Genomic DNA, 15,146 nt, shown 5'->3' on the forward strand with positions numbered 1-15,146 from the left:
CGACCTCAGGCGAGCAGCAGCGTGGGGTCCGCGAGTCCGCGGCCGACGTCGGCGAGGAACTTCGAGATGATCTCACCATCGACGACGCGGTGATCGGCGCTGACGGACAGCGTCGTGATCTCGCGCGGGACGATCTCGTCGTCGACGACCCAGGGCTTCTTCCGCACCTGACCGAAGGCGAGGATCGCGGCCTCACCCGGGTTGATGATCGGAGTGCCCGCGTCGACGCCGAAGACGCCGACGTTCGTGATCGTGATCGTTCCGCCGGCTTGGTCGGCCGGCGGGGTCTTCCCGGAGCGTGCCAGGGCGGTCAGCTCCTGGATGCCCTGGGCCAGTTCGGTCAGCCCCATCGTGTGGGCGTTCTTGATGTTCGGCACGATCAGCCCGCGCGGGGTGGCCGCCGCGATGCCGAGGTTGACGTACTTCTTGACCAGAATGTCATCGCCGTCGAGGCACGAGTTGATCCGCGGATTGCGGGCAACGGCCCAGGCCACAGCCTTGGCGACGATGAGAAGTGGGGACACCTTGATGTCCTCGCCGAGGAATTTCGTGGTCTTCAGTCGGCGCACGAAGGCCATCGTCTCGGTGACGTCGACATCGAGGAACTCGGTGACATGGGGCATCGTGAACGCGGAGTCGACCATGGCCTTGGCCATCATCTTCGTCACGCCCTTGAACGGGATCCGCTCTTCGAGCTCGCCCGCAGTCAGCCCCGCCGAGGCGGTCGCCGGTGCCGCTGCTCCGGCAGGTGCCGCGGTGGTCTCTGCGGCCCCGGTTCCCTCGGCCGCCGCCTGGACATCGGCGCGGGTGACTTCGCCGCGCGCACCGGTGGGTGCGATGGAGCCGAGGTCGAGGCCGAGGTCCTTGGCGAGCTTGCGCACGGGCGGCTTCGCCAGGGGTCTGCCCGCCGAGGCGGACGATCCGGCCGACGCCGAGGCGGCGGGCTGTGCGTTCGGTTCTGCGACAGCGGCAGCCGGTGCCGCAGTCTGCGGGGCAGGAGCCGCGGGTGCGGGAACACCCGCGCCCTTGCGGGGACGCCGCTTCGAGGACGTGGCCCTGGCCCCATAGCCGACAAGGGTGGCGCCGCCGTCGGCATCATCCGTCGCCGGAGCCGAGACATCGGCAGCCGAGCCGCTTGCGGACCCGGACGCATCGGCGGCACTGTCGGCCGCCTCCGCGCCGGGACCGGCGGACTCACCGGCATCATCGGCACCGCCGAAGCGGATGATCGGGGTGCCCACCTCGACGGTCTGCCCTTCTTCAACGAGGAGCGCACCGACGGTGCCCGCCTGCGGGCTGGGCAGTTCGACGAGTGACTTCGCGGTCTCGATCTCGACGAGGATCTGGTTGACGGTCACGGTGTCGCCGGCGGCGACCTTCCAGGACACGATATCGGCTTCGGTCAGGCCCTCGCCGACGTCAGGAAGCGGAAATTCGAATGACAAGTCTGCTCTCCTCGAGTCAGTAGGCCAGGGCTCGGTCGACACCGTCGAAGATGCGATCGAGATCGGGCAGGTAATGTTCTTCCATCCTCGAGCCCGGGTAGGGCGTGTGATAGCCGCCGACCCGAATGACGGGGGCCTCGAGGTTGAAGAAGCAGCGTTCGGAGATGCGGGCGGCGATCTCGGAGCCCAGACCGAGGAAGGTCGGGGCCTCGTGGGTGACCACGAGCCGACCGGTCTTCTTCACGGAATTCTCGATCGTCGCGAAGTCGATCGGGTTGAGGCTGCGGAGGTCGATGAGTTCGACGCTCTTGCCCTCGTCGGCGGCCGCGGCCACGACGTCAGTGGCCGTCGGCATGAGCGGGCCGTAGGCCACGAGTGTGACGTCGGTGCCTTCCGAGACGACTCGGGCATCGTGCATGCCTAGTCCGCCGCGGTCGCTCGTGTCGACGTCACCGCGTTGCCAGTAGCGGCGCTTGGGTTCGAAGAACATCACCGGGTCGTCGCTCTTGATCGCATCCTGGATCATCCAGTACGCGTCATGGGCGTTCGACGGGGAGATCAGGCGCAGGCCCGCATGGTGGGCGAACACGGTCTCGGGGCTCTCCGAGTGGTGTTCGGGTGAGCCGATGCCGCCGCCGTAGGGCACGCGGATGACCATCGGGATGCGTTCCTTGCCCAGGGTGCGGTTGTACAGCTTCGAGACCTGGGTGACGATCTGGTCGTAGGCCGGGAAGATGAAGGCGTCGAACTGGATCTCGATGACCGGGCGGTAGCCGCGGATGGCCATGCCGATCGAGGTGCCGACGATGCCGGATTCGGCCAGCGGCGAGTCGATGACCCGCTGCGGTCCGAAGTCCTTCTGCAGGCCTTCGGTGACGCGGAAGACGCCGCCGAGCTTGCCGATGTCCTCACCGATGAGGACGACCTTCGGGTCGTCCTCCATGGCTTTGCGCATTCCGGCAGTGATCGCCTTCGAGAGGGGAAGTTTCTCCATCAGGCCTCACCTGCATCGGCGAACGAGGCGCGGTACGCGAGGAATTCCGCACGTTCCTCATCGACGAGCGGGTGGGGCTCGGAGGTGACATGAGCGAACATCTCGATCGCGTCGGGGTCTTCCATGGTCATGCAGTTGTGGCGGATGCGGGCGGCCAGGGTATCGGCCTCGGCGTCCACCTCGGCGAAGAACTCTTCGCTAGTTTCGGTGTGCTTGTCGAGGTAGGCCTTGAGGCGGGTGATCGGGTCGCGATCCTCCCAGATCTCCTCCTCGGCCTTGTCCCGGTACTTCGTCGGGTCATCGGCGGTGGTGTGGGCGCCGCGACGGTATGTGAAGGCTTCGATGAGCATCGGCCCGTTGCCGGCGCGCACGGAGTCGAGGCTGGCCCGGGCCACGGAGTACATCGCGATGATGTCGTTGCCGTCGACGCGGATGCCGGGCACGCCGAATCCCTCGCCGCGCTTGCACAGCGGGGCCGCGGTCTGGACGTGGGTGGGTTCGGAGATCGCCCACTGGTTGTTCTGGCAGAAGAACAGGACGGGAGCGTGGAAGGCTCCGGCGAAGGTCAGGGCCTCGGACACATCACCCTGCGAGCTGGCGCCGTCGCCGAAGCAGGCGATCGCCACGGTGTCGCGGTCGATGTCACCGGTGCCGACGTCGCCGTCCATGCTCACACCCATGGCGTAGCCGGTGGCGTGCAGGGTCTGCGAGCCGATGACGATGGTGTAGGTGTGGAAGCGGTGCTCCTGTGGATCCCAGCCGCCGTGGTTCTGGCCCCGGAAGATGCTCAGCAGGGTCTCGGGTTCGACGCCGCGGGTGTAGGCGAGGCCGTGTTCGCGGTAGGTGGGGAAGACGAAGTCTTGGGTTCGGGCCGCGCGTCCCATGCCGATCTGGGCCGCTTCCTGGCCGAACATCGGTGCCCACAGGCCGAGCTGTCCCTGTCGCTGCAGGGCCGCTCCCTCGGCATCGATGCGGCGCACCAGAACCATGTCGCGGTAGAAGCCGCGCAGATCCTCATCGGTGAGTTCTGCGGCGAAGGCGTCGTACTCGCCGGATTCGACGCGGTTGCCGTCTTCCGTGAGCATCTGGATCATCCGGGGCTCCGAGGACTGACTGTGGGCAGTACCGGTTCCCACTGAAATGTTGGAGGTCATTTCAGTTCTCCTTTGTTCGAGGTCCGTTCGCACTGGAGGTGACCAGTGGGTGGACTATGTAGGTCGGACGGGCCCTCTGATGGGAGAACTCGCCCTCGAGTGATGTGATTCACAGGTAATACCACGATACCGAATCCACTCACTGCATGCCACATCGACTATGCGTTTCGAGCGCCAATTGTGCTGGTCAGGATCACTCTATGGGTCGCCGCCGCCAGCTGTGCCACTGTTCCAAAGGCCTGAGCTGGGAATTGTCGATTCCGGCAGAGTTCCTCCATCGTCCGACCAATGCACGTCCGAAGACTTCTCCCCCACCGGCACCGAGGCAGTCACCGGGTCCGATCCGCATCCGGCGCCGAGGTTGTCGACCGGTCCGAATCCCCTGCCCCCGCGCGCCGAGGCGGCGGCGAGATCCGCGCGGCCGCCTCGGCGGGGTGGCGCGATCAGCTGTGCTTGCGTCTGCCCTGGTAGTCCCGTGTCTCCTTGATATCGCCGGAGAAGAACCTCGAATTGTTCGCGGTGAAGCGGTTGAAGGCGGGTTGCCCGACGCGGAGCAGGAGTCCGATCGACGCGGCGTAGGCCGATGAGGAATGGGCGGCACCGGCCGAGGAGAACATCTCGTCGAGCTCCGCGTCGGTCTTGTCCGCCAGGTTCGGGGCGTCACGGAGCTGATCGGGGTCGTAGTCGACGGTGACGGTCGACCAGTGGTCGGCATCGGGGTTCTCCCCGCCGTCGAGATCGGGCACGAGGTCCTGTTCGTGTTCGATGGACAGGACGTCGATGCCTTCGTCGACGGGGAAGTCGGAGATCGGTGCGCCCACGGTCATCAGCGCGGTGACGTTGACCTCGGCGAGGAAGGCCGGGTCGGCGGCCAGGGAGCCGGCGGTGATGCCGCCCTGCGAATAGCCGACGAGCATGACCTCGTCACCGTCGCCGATCCCGGCGTCGGCGATGGCCTGCCGGACCATCTCGCGCATCACCGTGTCGTTGCCGGCCATGCCCTGGACGTTCGTCGTCAGGTCGGTGGTGTTCTTGCCCGACTCCGGGGACCAGTCGGTGGTTGCAGGGACGTAGACGATGTAGCGGGTGGTGCCATCGGCGTCGACGATCTCCTCGATGCGCACCTGACCGGAGTCGGCACCCCGGTGGCAGTTCGCCTCACGGATGTAGAGATCCTCGATGTCCTGCGGCGCCTTCTCATGGGCATCGGTCAGCCCTTTGGCCCTCCACACCTCGACGTCGGAGGGCAGGAGGAGTCCGAACATGTTCGCACCCGCCAGCACCCATGTCGTCATCGACCCGGAGTCGTGGGGCCAATAGGCGTGATCGGCATCCGTGTCGAGCAGCGTTGGCGGGAGTCCGACGAAGCCGATCACGATGCCCGGCAGCACGTGTTCGATGACGGCCCCGCTGACATCGGAGTTCTCGAACACGAGGGCGATGAACGCCTCCTTGAGACCGTCCTTGGCCTGGGAGAGGTCGATACCGAGATGTTTGGCGATGACATCGTCCAATCCGGTGGCATCGAGGACCTTCGCGCCGACGACGAGTGGGACGCCGATGCCGATCGCGACCGGGACGATGACGGGCAGGCTGATGGCGATGATTCGTCCGGTGGCGTAGCCGAGTGCGTCGAGCAGCCCGCCGAAGGTCTCGCTGATGCCCGCCTCGGCCTGCCGGTAGGCCAGAGCCGCGGCCCGGATCCCGAGCACGGTGGCCTCGAGCTCGACGAACACGAGCGCCGACTGATGCTGGAACAGGACCAGGCAGGCGTCGAGGTTGATCGCCGTGACCGGGGACGGAACCTGAGTGATCAGGGTGGCGAGGTCGAAGCCGGACAGGGACGCCTCTGTGGTCAGATCGCCGATGTCGACGACGATCGACTGGAGGGCGTCGCCGCTGCCCTCGGCCCTCTCATCGATCCTGATCCGCGGGCCGCCGTGCGTGCGGGAGTCGATCATCCCGGACCTCCGAGCGATGAGGTCCAGAGGCGGGCGAGGGTGGCCGTGAGCAGGGTCCGCACCGCGGCCTCTCCCGCGTCGGCCTCCGCTCCGACGGTGATCGTCTCTCCGCTGCGTTCGAGCACGGGCCTGCGCCAGGAACCGTCGACCCGGTGGAGGAACTCCATCCCCGCCTCCCGCGAATGACCGATATAGCTGAGGGTGAGCACGCAGTCGGCGTCGACGAGATCGGTGAGGTCGTCGACGACCTGCGTGATCTCTGCCGGGCCGATGCGTCGCAGCAGCTGATAGCCCGCGAATTCGACGAGGCCGTCGCCGCCCAGGGTGAGGACCGCCCGGCAGGAGTCGGCGCCGAGGCAGAGCGCGAGCTGAACGGTCTCCGTACCCGAGGTGACAACGATGGTGATGCGCGAGTGCGTGAGATTGAGTTCGGCCGCGAAGCCTGCCAACCAGGCGGAAACGACGTCGAGACCGCGCGCCGACTGCTCCGGCGGCAGATCGAGGACCACTGTTTCGGTGCCGCCCGGCGCAGAGCGGCCCACGGGTTCGGTGCCGCCCGGCACGGAGCGGCCCGCGGGTTCGGGGACGCTATCGGGCAGGAATTCCGGCGGCCACAGGCAGCGGAGTCGTTCGGGCAGGCGCATCACCCGTCCGACATCGACGACGATCCAGTTCTCGGACGGTTGGCGGGTCATATCTGGATCCGTCCGCCCACGGAGACGACCTGCAGGTGGAGATCGTAGGCCTCGCCGACCTTGGCGGCCTTGTCCGACAGAACGTCGATCGCCGAGGCACAGGAGACCAGCCGGTCGGCCACCACCGTGCCGGTCGGGGAATTCCAGACTTCGATCTGACGGCACGCCTGCGCGATCGCGCTCAGCAGTTCGGCCCGATGCCTCCATTCGTCTCGGTTGCGCGCCAGCTCATCGGTGATCACGTCATGCTCCTGCTCCTCGTCCGGTCACGGTCGGGTCGGTCCGACAATGCCTCCGCCTCCATGGCACCGGCCAGACCGATTCATTCGGCTCATTCGATCCAGTCGGTTCAGAGTAGAGAGGAGCGCGAGGCACAAGGAAGACCGGAGAATCGGGCTGTGGAAACCGGTCGAGCGTCCACAAGCTCCGAGCGGGAGAGTCGACTCATCGTCCACAGGTCAACGCCCGCAAGTCGATAGCACCTCCCCGAGGCGAGCGCAGACGCCAGACGGACGTGTTCCGCACCGGGTGCCGGCTCATGAGAAAATAGGGGCATGCCGACTGTTTCCCTTGCCGATATCACGCCCGCGATCGCCCTCGGACCTCTCGACGGCCGCTACCGCAAAGACGCTGCTGACCTGGTCGATCACCTCTCCGAAGCGGCTCTCAACCGGAACCGGATCCATGTCGAAGTCGAATGGTTCATCCACCTCGCGCAGAACTCGGTGATCGAGGGTGCGCGTCGTCTCAGCGATGACGAGGTCGAGGGACTGCGGTCCTTCGCCGCCGGCTTCGACGAGACCACCATCGCCACGCTCGCCGCTCACGAAGCCGTGACCGTGCACGACGTCAAGGCCGTCGAATACACAGTCAAAGAGGCCCTAGTCGAGATCGGCGCCGATGATCTCAGTGAGCTCATCCACTTCTGCTGCACCTCCGAGGACATCAACAATCTCTCCTGGGCCCTCGGCATCAGGGGTGCCACGCTCGAGGTCTGGCTGCCTCGGGCGAAGGCGCTCATCGATGTGCTCGCCGAAACCGCCTCGGAACTGGCCGAGGTTCCCATGCTCGCCCACACCCATGGTCAGCCGGCGACCCCGACGACGATGGGCAAGGAACTCGCCGTCTTCGTCCACCGCCTGCGCCGCCAATACGAGCGGATCGCCGGAGCCGAATTCCTGGGCAAGATCAACGGCGCCACCGGCACCTACTCCGCCCACCTGGCCGCGGTGCCCGGTGCCGATTGGCCGCGGATCGCGAAGACATTCGTCGAGGACAGCCTCGGCCTGAGCTTCAATCCGCTGACCACGCAGATCGAAGCCCATGACTGGGATGCCGAACTGTTCGCCGACATCGCCCGGTTCAACCGCATCGCCCACAATCTGGCCACGGACATGTGGACCTACATCTCGATGAACTACTTCAAGCAGATCCCCGTCGCGGGAGCCACAGGCTCGTCGACGATGCCGCACAAGGTCAATCCGATCCGCTTCGAGAACGCCGAGGCGAACCTCGAACTCTCGTGCGCCCTGCTCGACTCGCTGGCCTCGACCCTGGTGACTTCGCGGATGCAGCGCGACCTCACCGACTCGACCTCGCAGCGCAACATCGGAGTCGCCTTCGGCCACTCGGTGCTGGCGCTGAACAACCTGGTCAAGGGCCTCAAGGCACTCGCCATCAACGAGGAGGCCCTGGCTGCCGATCTCGACGGGAACTGGGAGGTCCTCGGCGAGGCGATCCAGTCGGTCATGCGCGCCGCCGGCCTGAAGGGCGTGCCGGGCATGGAGAACCCCTACGAGAAGCTCAAGGAGCTCACCCGCGGAAAGCGCATCGACCAGGCCGATCTGCGCAGCTTCGTCGCCGGACTCGGCCTGCCCGAGACCGAGACCGAACTGCTGTCCGCCCTCACCCCGGCCAGCTACGTCGGCATCGCCGCCCAGCTGGCCGAGACCGAGGTCGCCGATTGGCGGGCCTACTCGGCCGACTGAGCCGACAGGTCAGGCCTGCCGAACGGACAGGCCTGACTGGTCGGCTGCGCTCAGCGCCGATGGTCGACTGGCCGGTCGATGATCGACTCGCCGAAGGTCAGGCCGGCACGAGATGTTCGTCGCGGTCGCATTCGGCCAGGGTCTTGCTGCCCATGCTCCGGGCAAGGAACAGCGTGGGCACACCGGCGACGACGACGATGACGGTGGCGTAGATCGCCGGCGCCAGGGTGATGCCCGTAGAGCTCATCAGGGCCGTCGCGATGAGCGGTGAGAGCCCGCCGAAGAGCACGGTGGCGACGTTGTAGCCGATCGCCATTCCGGAGAAGCGGCTGGTGCCGGTGAACTGCTCGGGCACCATCGCCGCGGCCACGGCGCTCCACCCCGCGGCGGGGATTGCCAGGAACGCGCAGCCGGCGACGGCGACGGCCGCCGAGGTGTTGCTCAGCAGCACATAGGCCGGGATGGTGGTGAAGACGAAGACAACCATGAGCGCGGCCAGGGAGACCTTCCGCCCGAACCGGTCCGAGGCCAGTCCGAAGAACGGGGTGACGACGATCGCGACGACCGCGGCCACGGTGCCCAGGGCCAAGGTTCCGGAGTTCGGCACCTTCGCCACCTCTTCGATGTAGGTCGGCACGTAGGTGATGTTGAGGAAGTAGCTGACCGAACCGATCGAGGAGATGAGGAAGGCGACGAGGATCGCCCGGGGCTGTTCGAGGAAGGCGATGATCAGCGGCGAGCGCTGCAGGGCAGGGTCCTTCTTCTGCTCCGCCTGCTGCAGGCGTTTGAAGGTGTCGGTCTCCTCCATCATTCGGCGCAGCGGCACCATGAGGGCGGCGAGCACCGCTCCGAGGACGAAGAGCAGCCTCCATCCCCAGGAGTTCATCGCCTCGTCGGAGAGGGTATTGGCCAGCAGCGCTCCGGAGCCCACGGCCAGGAGCGCTCCGACCTCGCTGTTCGCGGCGGCCCAGCTGGCGGCCGCGCCGCGCTTGCCCGGCTTCGCAGATTCCATCAGGAAGACCATGATGCCCGTGTACTCTGCCCCCACGGAGAATCCGGACAGGCACCGGAAGAAGACCATGCCGACTCCGGCCCAGATGCCGATCGTTTCATAGGTTGGCATGAGCGCGATGCCGAGCATCGAGATCGCCATGAGCACCGCGGAGACGACAAGGGCCTGCTTGCGACCCACTCGATCGCCGAGGTGGCCGAAGACCATCGCGCCCAAGGGACGGAATAAGAATCCCGCCGCCCCAACACCGAGCGTGAGCAACAGCGAATCCGCCTGGTCGCCGAAGAATTGGGCCGTCAGGATCGTGGCCACATAGAAGTAGATCGAGAAGTCGTACCATTCGACGACCGTGCCGAAGGCGGCGACGAGCATCGAACGGCGGCGTCCCCGCTCCCGTTCGGGACTCAACGCGACTGGCTCACTCGAGGGATCGTGCGTGGACATCGGCACCTCCGATTCCGGGCGAAGGCTTCGCCCACTGCGCCGAGCGTACCAGCAGCCCAGGACACATTGCCGGAACTGGGTCGAAAGCACAGTGAGGACAGAGAGTTGCACAGCAGAGACAATTTTCATTACTGACCGGTAGCTCATGGGGCGTGTGATGGCTATGCTGACGAGCATGGAATCCGCGCCCGAGCCGCAGCCCCTGCACATCCCCCTCGACACCGGCGTCGCGCAGAGCCCCGGCACCCCCGAGAGACTCCACGCCTCCCCCGGCCGCCGCGCCGACTCTCAGATCGAAGGACACCTGCGGCTGCCAGAGAGCCCTCGGGCCGTGCTCACCATCCACCCGGCCACCGCCACGCCCGAGCGCTTCTACTCAGGCTTCGCCGACTTCGCGGCCGCCCGCGGTCTCGCCGTGGTCACCTACGGATACCGCGGGGTGGGCAGCTCCGCGTCCGCCCGCGCCAATCGTGACGTGCGGATGAGCGATTGGATGAGCGAGGACGTCGACGCCGTGGCCGAGTGGACGGCGCAGCGCTTCCCCGCACTTCCGCAGGTCGCTCTCGGGCACAGCCTCGGCGGACATGCCCTGGTCCTCGGTCACGGCACCGCCCGGCTGAGCGGCATCGTCACCATCGCCTCGCATCGGGCAGCGACCCGTGACATCTCTCCGCTCAGCGAACGCCTCCGGGTGCATGCCATCCTGTCCCTGTTCGGCCCGGGCCTGAGCAGCCTGGTCGGCTTCGCTCCCGGCCGGAGGCTCGGTCTGGGCGAGAACATCCCGACGGCGGCGATGCGCCAATGGTCGCGGTGGTCCCGCATGCCCGACTACTTCTTCGATGAGAGGAGCCTGGGCGCCGCCGCCAGGATGGCGCGCATGCCCGTCCCGGTCCTCGCCGCCGGCGTCACCGACGACCCGTGGGCCTCGGTCGAGCAGATCGATGCCCTCGTCGAACGCCTCCTCAGCGCCGAGGTGACCCGCCGGACCTTCACCCCTGCCGATCTCGGCATGGCGAAGGTCGGCCATCATGGCCTCATGCGGCGCCGCGTCGGCGAGGCCGCCTGGCGCGAGATCGTCGACTGGCTTCTGAGGGTCAGCGCACAAGCTCGTGAAGGTCAGCACACGAGCCAGTGAGGATCAGCGCTCGTCCCTCTGACGGTCAGCGAAGGAGCCAGTGAAGGTCAGCGCACGTCGAACAGCGAATCGGTGAACCTGTTGCCGAACATCGCGGTCGGATCCGCCTCCGCCCGCAGGGCGCAGAAGTCGTCGAACCTGGGATAGAGTCCGCGCAGCTCGGCCGCCCCGAGCGTGTGGATCTTGCCCCAGTGCGGGCGGCCCCCGTGGGCTCGGAAGATGTCCTCGATGACGCGGAAGTATTCGGCGAAGTCGTCTTTGACGAAGCGGTGGACGGCGATGTACATCGTGTCTCGGCCGCTGGCCGTGGACAGCGGAACATCGTCGGCGGCGGCCGCGCGGACCTCGATCGGGAAGGAGATCGTCCACCCCTTCTCCTCGATGATCTCTCGGATCGCACGGATCACCTCGGCGCCGGAGGCGAAGGGCAGGGCGTACTCCATCTCATTGAACCGCACCCGCCGAGGCGTGACGAAGACATCATGGCCCGGTGCCCGATACGTCCTGTCCGAAACCGCGGACTGGGCGATCCTGTTGATGTGCGGGACGAGCCGGGGCAGCGCGGAGCCGAGCTCGACCGCGAGCCGCAGGGCCCCGTTCTCCACGATCTCCTTGTCGACGAAGTTGAGCACGGGGCTGCGGACCCCCGCCTCGGCGAGGTGGCCCGGGCCGATCTCACCGGGACCGACCCGGGTGTTCGTCTTGGTCAGCACGGTGTCGGTGTGAGGGAACCAGTAGAACTCGAAGTGATCGGCGCCGCGCATGCGCTTCTCGAGGCTCGCGAGCAGCTCGTCGAAGCCCCACACGCGCTCCTCGGCGATGAGGTCGAAGGCGGGCACGCACTGCAGCTCGATCTCCGTGATCACCCCGAGCACGCCGAGGCTGACCCGTGTCAGGTCGAAGACCTCGGGTTCGCGGGTCGCCGAGAGCTCCCGGACGCTGCCGTCGGGTCCCATCAGACTCAGCCCGGTGACGGTGCCGGCGAAACCGGTGAAGTCGAGTCCCGTGCCGTGGGTGCTCGTCGAGATCGCCCCGGCGAGCGCCTGCGGGTTGACGTCGCCCTGATTGGCCAGGGCGAGTCCGTAGGGGGCCAGCAGTCGGGGGATGTCACGCAGCCGGGTGCCGGCGTGGAAGCGCACCCGGCGGTTCGTCTCATCGACGGCGATGATCCCGTTCAGCCGGTCGAGGCTGACCATGACGTTCTCACCTGCGGCGACAGGGGTGAAGGAGTGTCCGGCTCCGAGCACGCGGACACGGTCTCCGGAGTCATTGGCGGCCCGGATGAGATCGGCCAGCTCCTGCGCCGAGGCGGGGGTGGCCATCGTGTGCGGGTGGGCATGGACATGACCCGACCAGTTCCGGAACCGGTGCCTGCGGCCGGCCCGCCTCGGATTCCCCTCGTTCACAGCACCAGCCCCTCTCCGCGGTAGGTCGACCAGGTCTCGACGATTCGCGAGCCCGAGACGACGATCAGATCATTGAAGTGTTCGGCCAGCTCTCCGGCCTTCGCATGGCGGAACCACACGAGATCCCCGATGCGAAGGTCCTCGGCACCCGCTCCGTGCAGGGGCGTCTGGACCTCCCCCGGGCCTTCGAGTCCGGAGTAGGCGAGGCCGGGCGGCCAGGCGATCGTCGGCAGGCGGTCGACGCCGGGGACTCCGGAGGCGATGAACCCGCCCTTGAAGACCGTGACCCAGCCGGGTCCCGGCCGGCGCACGACGGGGGTGACGAAGTAGGCCGCGGGCTCGTGTCGGAAGCGGGTGTAGCCGTCGAAGAGGCCGGGTGAGAACAGGCCTGAGCCGGCGGCGAGTTCGCTCAGCGTGCCCTCGGCCGCACTGGATTCGAACGACCCGGTGCCGCCGCCGTTGACGAATTCGAGTTCGCCGAGGTCGCGGACCGCTGCGACGACGGCAGTGCGGCGCTTGGCGAGTTCGGCGATCGATCGCCTCTGCATCGCCCTGATCGCGGTCTGTCTGGGCGAGCGTCCCGCGTCGGCGGTGCCGGCGATCTGCCCTTCGTAGAACATCAGTCCGACGAGTTCGGCACCGGGGCGGGCATGCACCTGTTCGGCGAGCAGGGCGGCCGCCTCGGCGTCGCGAATCGGCGAGCGCCTGGCCCCGATGTGGACCCGATCCCCCAGCAGCCCCTCGCCGAGGCGGTAGGAGGAGTCGACGTCGATGCAGATGCGCACGCTCGCTCCCGCACCGCTGTCGGCTTCCCGGTCGGGAGCCTCCGCGGCGGCGAGCTCGGTTCTCACCTCGTCGATGATGTCGAGATGGGCGGTGCAGTCGATCATCAGGGTGATGTTCGCCGTCGCTCCCGCCTCGGCGAGCAGTGCCCGAATGCTCGCTCGGTCCACGCTCGGGTAGCCGAGGAGGATGTCCCGGATCCCCCGCGCGTGCAGGTTCAGGGCCTCCGGCAGGGAGTAGGTGAGTACGCCGGAATAGCCGGGCTGGGATAGGGCGCGCTCGATCGCGGCCGGGGTCCGCAGGGACTTCGTGGCGACCCTGATCGGCAGGCCGCGAGCGCGCAGCCGCAGGGTGTCGAGATTGGCGTCGAAGGCGTCTCGATCGAGTACGGCGGCGGGTGCGGCGAGACCTCTCAGCGCGTGACGCAGTTCACGTGACACCATGAGGGTAGTCTATCCGCAAATGTCTCTGCCCCGACCTCGGGAGGTCCGATGAGCACCGCCACCGATTCCCCGCACACCACCCCCGCCGAGGCGGTTTCCTCGACCGCGGGCGCCTCGGCTCACCTCACGGATCGTCTGCGGGACTTCCTCGACACCGATCCCTATCGGGAGGCCTCGGGTTCGGGTGAGACCGTGCGCAGCGCCGAACCCTTCACCGGAGACGAGTTCCCCCGTTTCGCGAACAACACGGCTGCCGATGTCGAGGCCGCGTTCGCCACCGCCCGGATCGCCGCCCGCAGCTGGGCGAGTCGCTCGGTCGAGCATCGGGCGAAGGTGCTGCTGCGCCTGCATTCCTCGCTGCGTCGCCACGAGGATCTCCTCCTCGACATCATCCAGTTCGAGACCGGCAAGGCCCGCATCCACGCCTACGACGAGATCCTCGATACCTACAATGTGCTCCGCCACTACGGTGTCACTGCCGCAAGCCGCCTCAAGCCCGAACGCCGCCGCGGTGCCGTGCCCGGCCTGACCCGCACCGAGGTCACCCGCACCCCTTTGGGCGTCGTCGGCTTCATCACCCCGTGGAACTACCCGCTGACGCTGGGCGCCACGGACCTCTTCGCCGCGCTCACGGCCGGCAATGCGGTCGTCCACAAGCCCGATTCCCAGACCACCCTGACAGCGGTCGTGATGCGCCGGCTCGCGATCGCCGCCGGTCTGCCCGCCGAGCTGTGGCAGATCGTTCCCGGCACCGTCGAGGAGGTCGGACCTGCGCTCATGGCCGGCGCCGATGGTCTCTCCTTCACCGGTTCGACCGCGGCGGGTCGGTCCATCGCCGCCGAGGCGGCAGGTCGGCTGCTGCCCACCGCGCTCGAGCTCGGCGGGAAGAATCCGCTCCTCGTCCTCGCCGATGCCGACCTCCCAACCGCCGTGGACGGCGCGATCCGCGGCGCCTTCTCCTCGGCCGGCCAGCTGTGTATGTCGATCGAGCGCATCTACGTCCACGAGGACCTCTACCCCGAGTTCTGCGCTCATTTCGCCGAGGCGGCCCGCGCCCTCACACTCAGCGCCGACTACGATTTCGGACCCGGAATGGGAACCCTGGCCGGACCGAAGCAGCTCGCACGCGTCTCCGCAAAGGTCGACCAGGCTCGTGAGTCCGGGGCGAAGGTCATCGCCGGCGGTCACCCGGTACCCGAGCTCGGTCCCTTCTTCTATGCTCCGACCGTGCTCACCGATGTCAGCGACGCCGCCGACCTGCACACGGAGGAGACCTTCGGGCCTGTCGTGGCCGTGTATTCGGTGGCTTCGGATGAGGAAGCGACCACGCGGGCCAACGACTCCGACTACGGTCTCAGCGCCAGCGTCTACTCCCGCCGCCGCGGACTCGAGGCGGCGCGGCGGATCGAGTCCGGAATGGTCAACGTCAATGAGGCCTACGCGGTGGCCTGGGGCTCGATCGATGCTCCTGCGGGCGGGGTCAAGGCCTCCGGGCTGGGCCACCGGCACGGCGTCGAGGGACTCCACCAGTTCACCCACACGCACACGATCGCCGAGCAGCGCCTCGTCCCCGTCGCCCCGATCGGTCCGCTCGATCAGCGTGGCTTCGCCCGCACCCTGACCACGGCGTTCGAGGTGATGCGTGCCCTGCGGATGAAGTGAACCGGGCGGCGAGGACGGGTCCGG

12 protein-coding genes are annotated in these 15,146 nt (G+C 67.5%); 3 read left to right on the top strand and 9 right to left on the bottom strand.

Annotated elements, in window-relative coordinates; all coding sequences use genetic code 11:
* Nucleotides 1-5: 5 nt before the first annotated feature.
* The 6 genes from CV023_RS13305 to CV023_RS13330 all read right to left on the bottom strand — a co-directional run bounded on the left by CV023_RS13305 (nt 6) and on the right by CV023_RS13330 (nt 6,491).
* A complete protein-coding gene (locus CV023_RS13305; protein WP_230746321.1) occupies nt 6-1,445 on the bottom strand; it encodes a dihydrolipoamide acetyltransferase family protein in 1,440 nt (479 codons plus the stop codon).
* A 16-nt stretch (nt 1,446-1,461) separates the two neighbouring features.
* Nucleotides 1,462-2,439 (bottom strand): alpha-ketoacid dehydrogenase subunit beta, encoded by a 978-nt coding sequence (locus CV023_RS13310; protein WP_230746322.1) that lies wholly within the window; start codon nt 2,437-2,439, stop codon nt 1,462-1,464.
* Nucleotides 2,439-3,593, bottom strand: a complete 1,155-nt coding sequence (gene pdhA / locus CV023_RS13315) for a pyruvate dehydrogenase (acetyl-transferring) E1 component subunit alpha (protein WP_230746323.1) — start codon at nt 3,591-3,593, stop codon at nt 2,439-2,441. The genes CV023_RS13310 and pdhA overlap by 1 nt, the downstream gene beginning before the upstream one ends.
* 443 nt (nt 3,594-4,036) lie before the next feature.
* A complete protein-coding gene (locus CV023_RS13320; RefSeq protein WP_230746325.1) occupies nt 4,037-5,554 on the bottom strand; it encodes a hypothetical protein in 1,518 nt (505 codons plus the stop codon).
* Nucleotides 5,551-6,249 carry a hypothetical protein gene (locus tag CV023_RS13325; protein WP_230746327.1) on the bottom strand — a complete coding sequence of 233 codons (699 nt, stop codon included), beginning with the start codon at nt 6,247-6,249 and terminating at the stop codon, nt 5,551-5,553. Before CV023_RS13325 ends, CV023_RS13320 begins: the two co-directional genes overlap by 4 nt.
* Nucleotides 6,246-6,491 carry a hypothetical protein gene (locus tag CV023_RS13330; protein ID WP_230746328.1) on the bottom strand — a complete coding sequence of 82 codons (246 nt, stop codon included), beginning with the start codon at nt 6,489-6,491 and terminating at the stop codon, nt 6,246-6,248. Before CV023_RS13330 ends, CV023_RS13325 begins: the two co-directional genes overlap by 4 nt.
* 312 nt (nt 6,492-6,803) lie before the next feature.
* On the opposite strand from CV023_RS13330, the gene purB reads away from it, so the two are divergent.
* The gene (purB, locus tag CV023_RS13335) at nt 6,804-8,237 is read left to right on the top strand and encodes an adenylosuccinate lyase (protein WP_230746330.1); all 1,434 of its coding nucleotides are present in this window, start codon (nt 6,804-6,806) and stop codon (nt 8,235-8,237) included.
* A gap of 97 nt (nt 8,238-8,334) precedes the next feature.
* Here purB and CV023_RS13340 read toward each other — a convergent pair whose 3' ends face one another.
* Nucleotides 8,335-9,693: an MFS transporter gene (locus CV023_RS13340; protein ID WP_230746332.1), complete on the bottom strand. Its 1,359-nt coding sequence runs from the start codon at nt 9,691-9,693 to the stop codon at nt 8,335-8,337.
* A 175-nt stretch (nt 9,694-9,868) separates the two neighbouring features.
* Here CV023_RS13340 and CV023_RS13345 point away from each other — a divergent pair, with 175 nt between their 5' ends.
* Nucleotides 9,869-10,828 carry an alpha/beta hydrolase family protein gene (locus tag CV023_RS13345; protein WP_230746334.1) on the top strand — a complete coding sequence of 320 codons (960 nt, stop codon included), beginning with the start codon at nt 9,869-9,871 and terminating at the stop codon, nt 10,826-10,828.
* A 47-nt stretch (nt 10,829-10,875) separates the two neighbouring features.
* Here CV023_RS13345 and CV023_RS13350 read toward each other — a convergent pair whose 3' ends face one another.
* Nucleotides 10,876-12,234, bottom strand: coding sequence for a D-arabinono-1,4-lactone oxidase (locus CV023_RS13350; protein WP_284934597.1), 1,359 nt, complete (start codon nt 12,232-12,234; stop codon nt 10,876-10,878).
* Entirely contained in the window at nt 12,231-13,460 is a 1,230-nt protein-coding gene (locus tag CV023_RS13355) for an amino acid deaminase/aldolase (protein ID WP_230746338.1), read from the bottom strand. The genes CV023_RS13350 and CV023_RS13355 overlap by 4 nt, the downstream gene beginning before the upstream one ends.
* A 48-nt stretch (nt 13,461-13,508) precedes the next feature.
* Here CV023_RS13355 and CV023_RS13360 point away from each other — a divergent pair, with 48 nt between their 5' ends.
* On the top strand, nt 13,509-15,122 hold the full coding sequence (locus CV023_RS13360) for a succinic semialdehyde dehydrogenase (RefSeq protein WP_230746339.1): 1,614 nt from the start codon (nt 13,509-13,511) through the stop codon (nt 15,120-15,122).
* The last annotated feature ends 24 nt before the right edge of the window (nt 15,123-15,146 follow it).

The sequence above is a fragment of the Brevibacterium sp. CCUG 69071 genome, assembly GCF_021023135.1.
Classification (GTDB): domain Bacteria; phylum Actinomycetota; class Actinomycetes; order Actinomycetales; family Brevibacteriaceae; genus Brevibacterium.

Bases quoted from the DNA above. Each gene is read 5' to 3' on its own strand.
- CV023_RS13325 (WP_230746327.1), bottom strand. From the start codon at position 6,249: ATGACCCGCCAACCGTCCGAGAACTGGATCGTCGTCGATGTCGGACGG.
- pdhA (WP_230746323.1), bottom strand. From the start codon at position 3,593: ATGACCTCCAACATTTCAGTGGGAACCGGTACTGCCCACAGTCAGTCC.
- CV023_RS13345 (WP_230746334.1), top strand. From the start codon at position 9,869: ATGGAATCCGCGCCCGAGCCGCAGCCCCTGCACATCCCCCTCGACACC.
- purB (WP_230746330.1), top strand. From the start codon at position 6,804: ATGCCGACTGTTTCCCTTGCCGATATCACGCCCGCGATCGCCCTCGGA.
- CV023_RS13360 (WP_230746339.1), top strand. From the start codon at position 13,509: ATGAGCACCGCCACCGATTCCCCGCACACCACCCCCGCCGAGGCGGTT.
- CV023_RS13340 (WP_230746332.1), bottom strand. From the start codon at position 9,693: ATGTCCACGCACGATCCCTCGAGTGAGCCAGTCGCGTTGAGTCCCGAA.
- CV023_RS13320 (WP_230746325.1), bottom strand. From the start codon at position 5,554: ATGATCGACTCCCGCACGCACGGCGGCCCGCGGATCAGGATCGATGAG.
- CV023_RS13355 (WP_230746338.1), bottom strand. From the start codon at position 13,460: ATGGTGTCACGTGAACTGCGTCACGCGCTGAGAGGTCTCGCCGCACCC.
- CV023_RS13310 (WP_230746322.1), bottom strand. From the start codon at position 2,439: ATGGAGAAACTTCCCCTCTCGAAGGCGATCACTGCCGGAATGCGCAAA.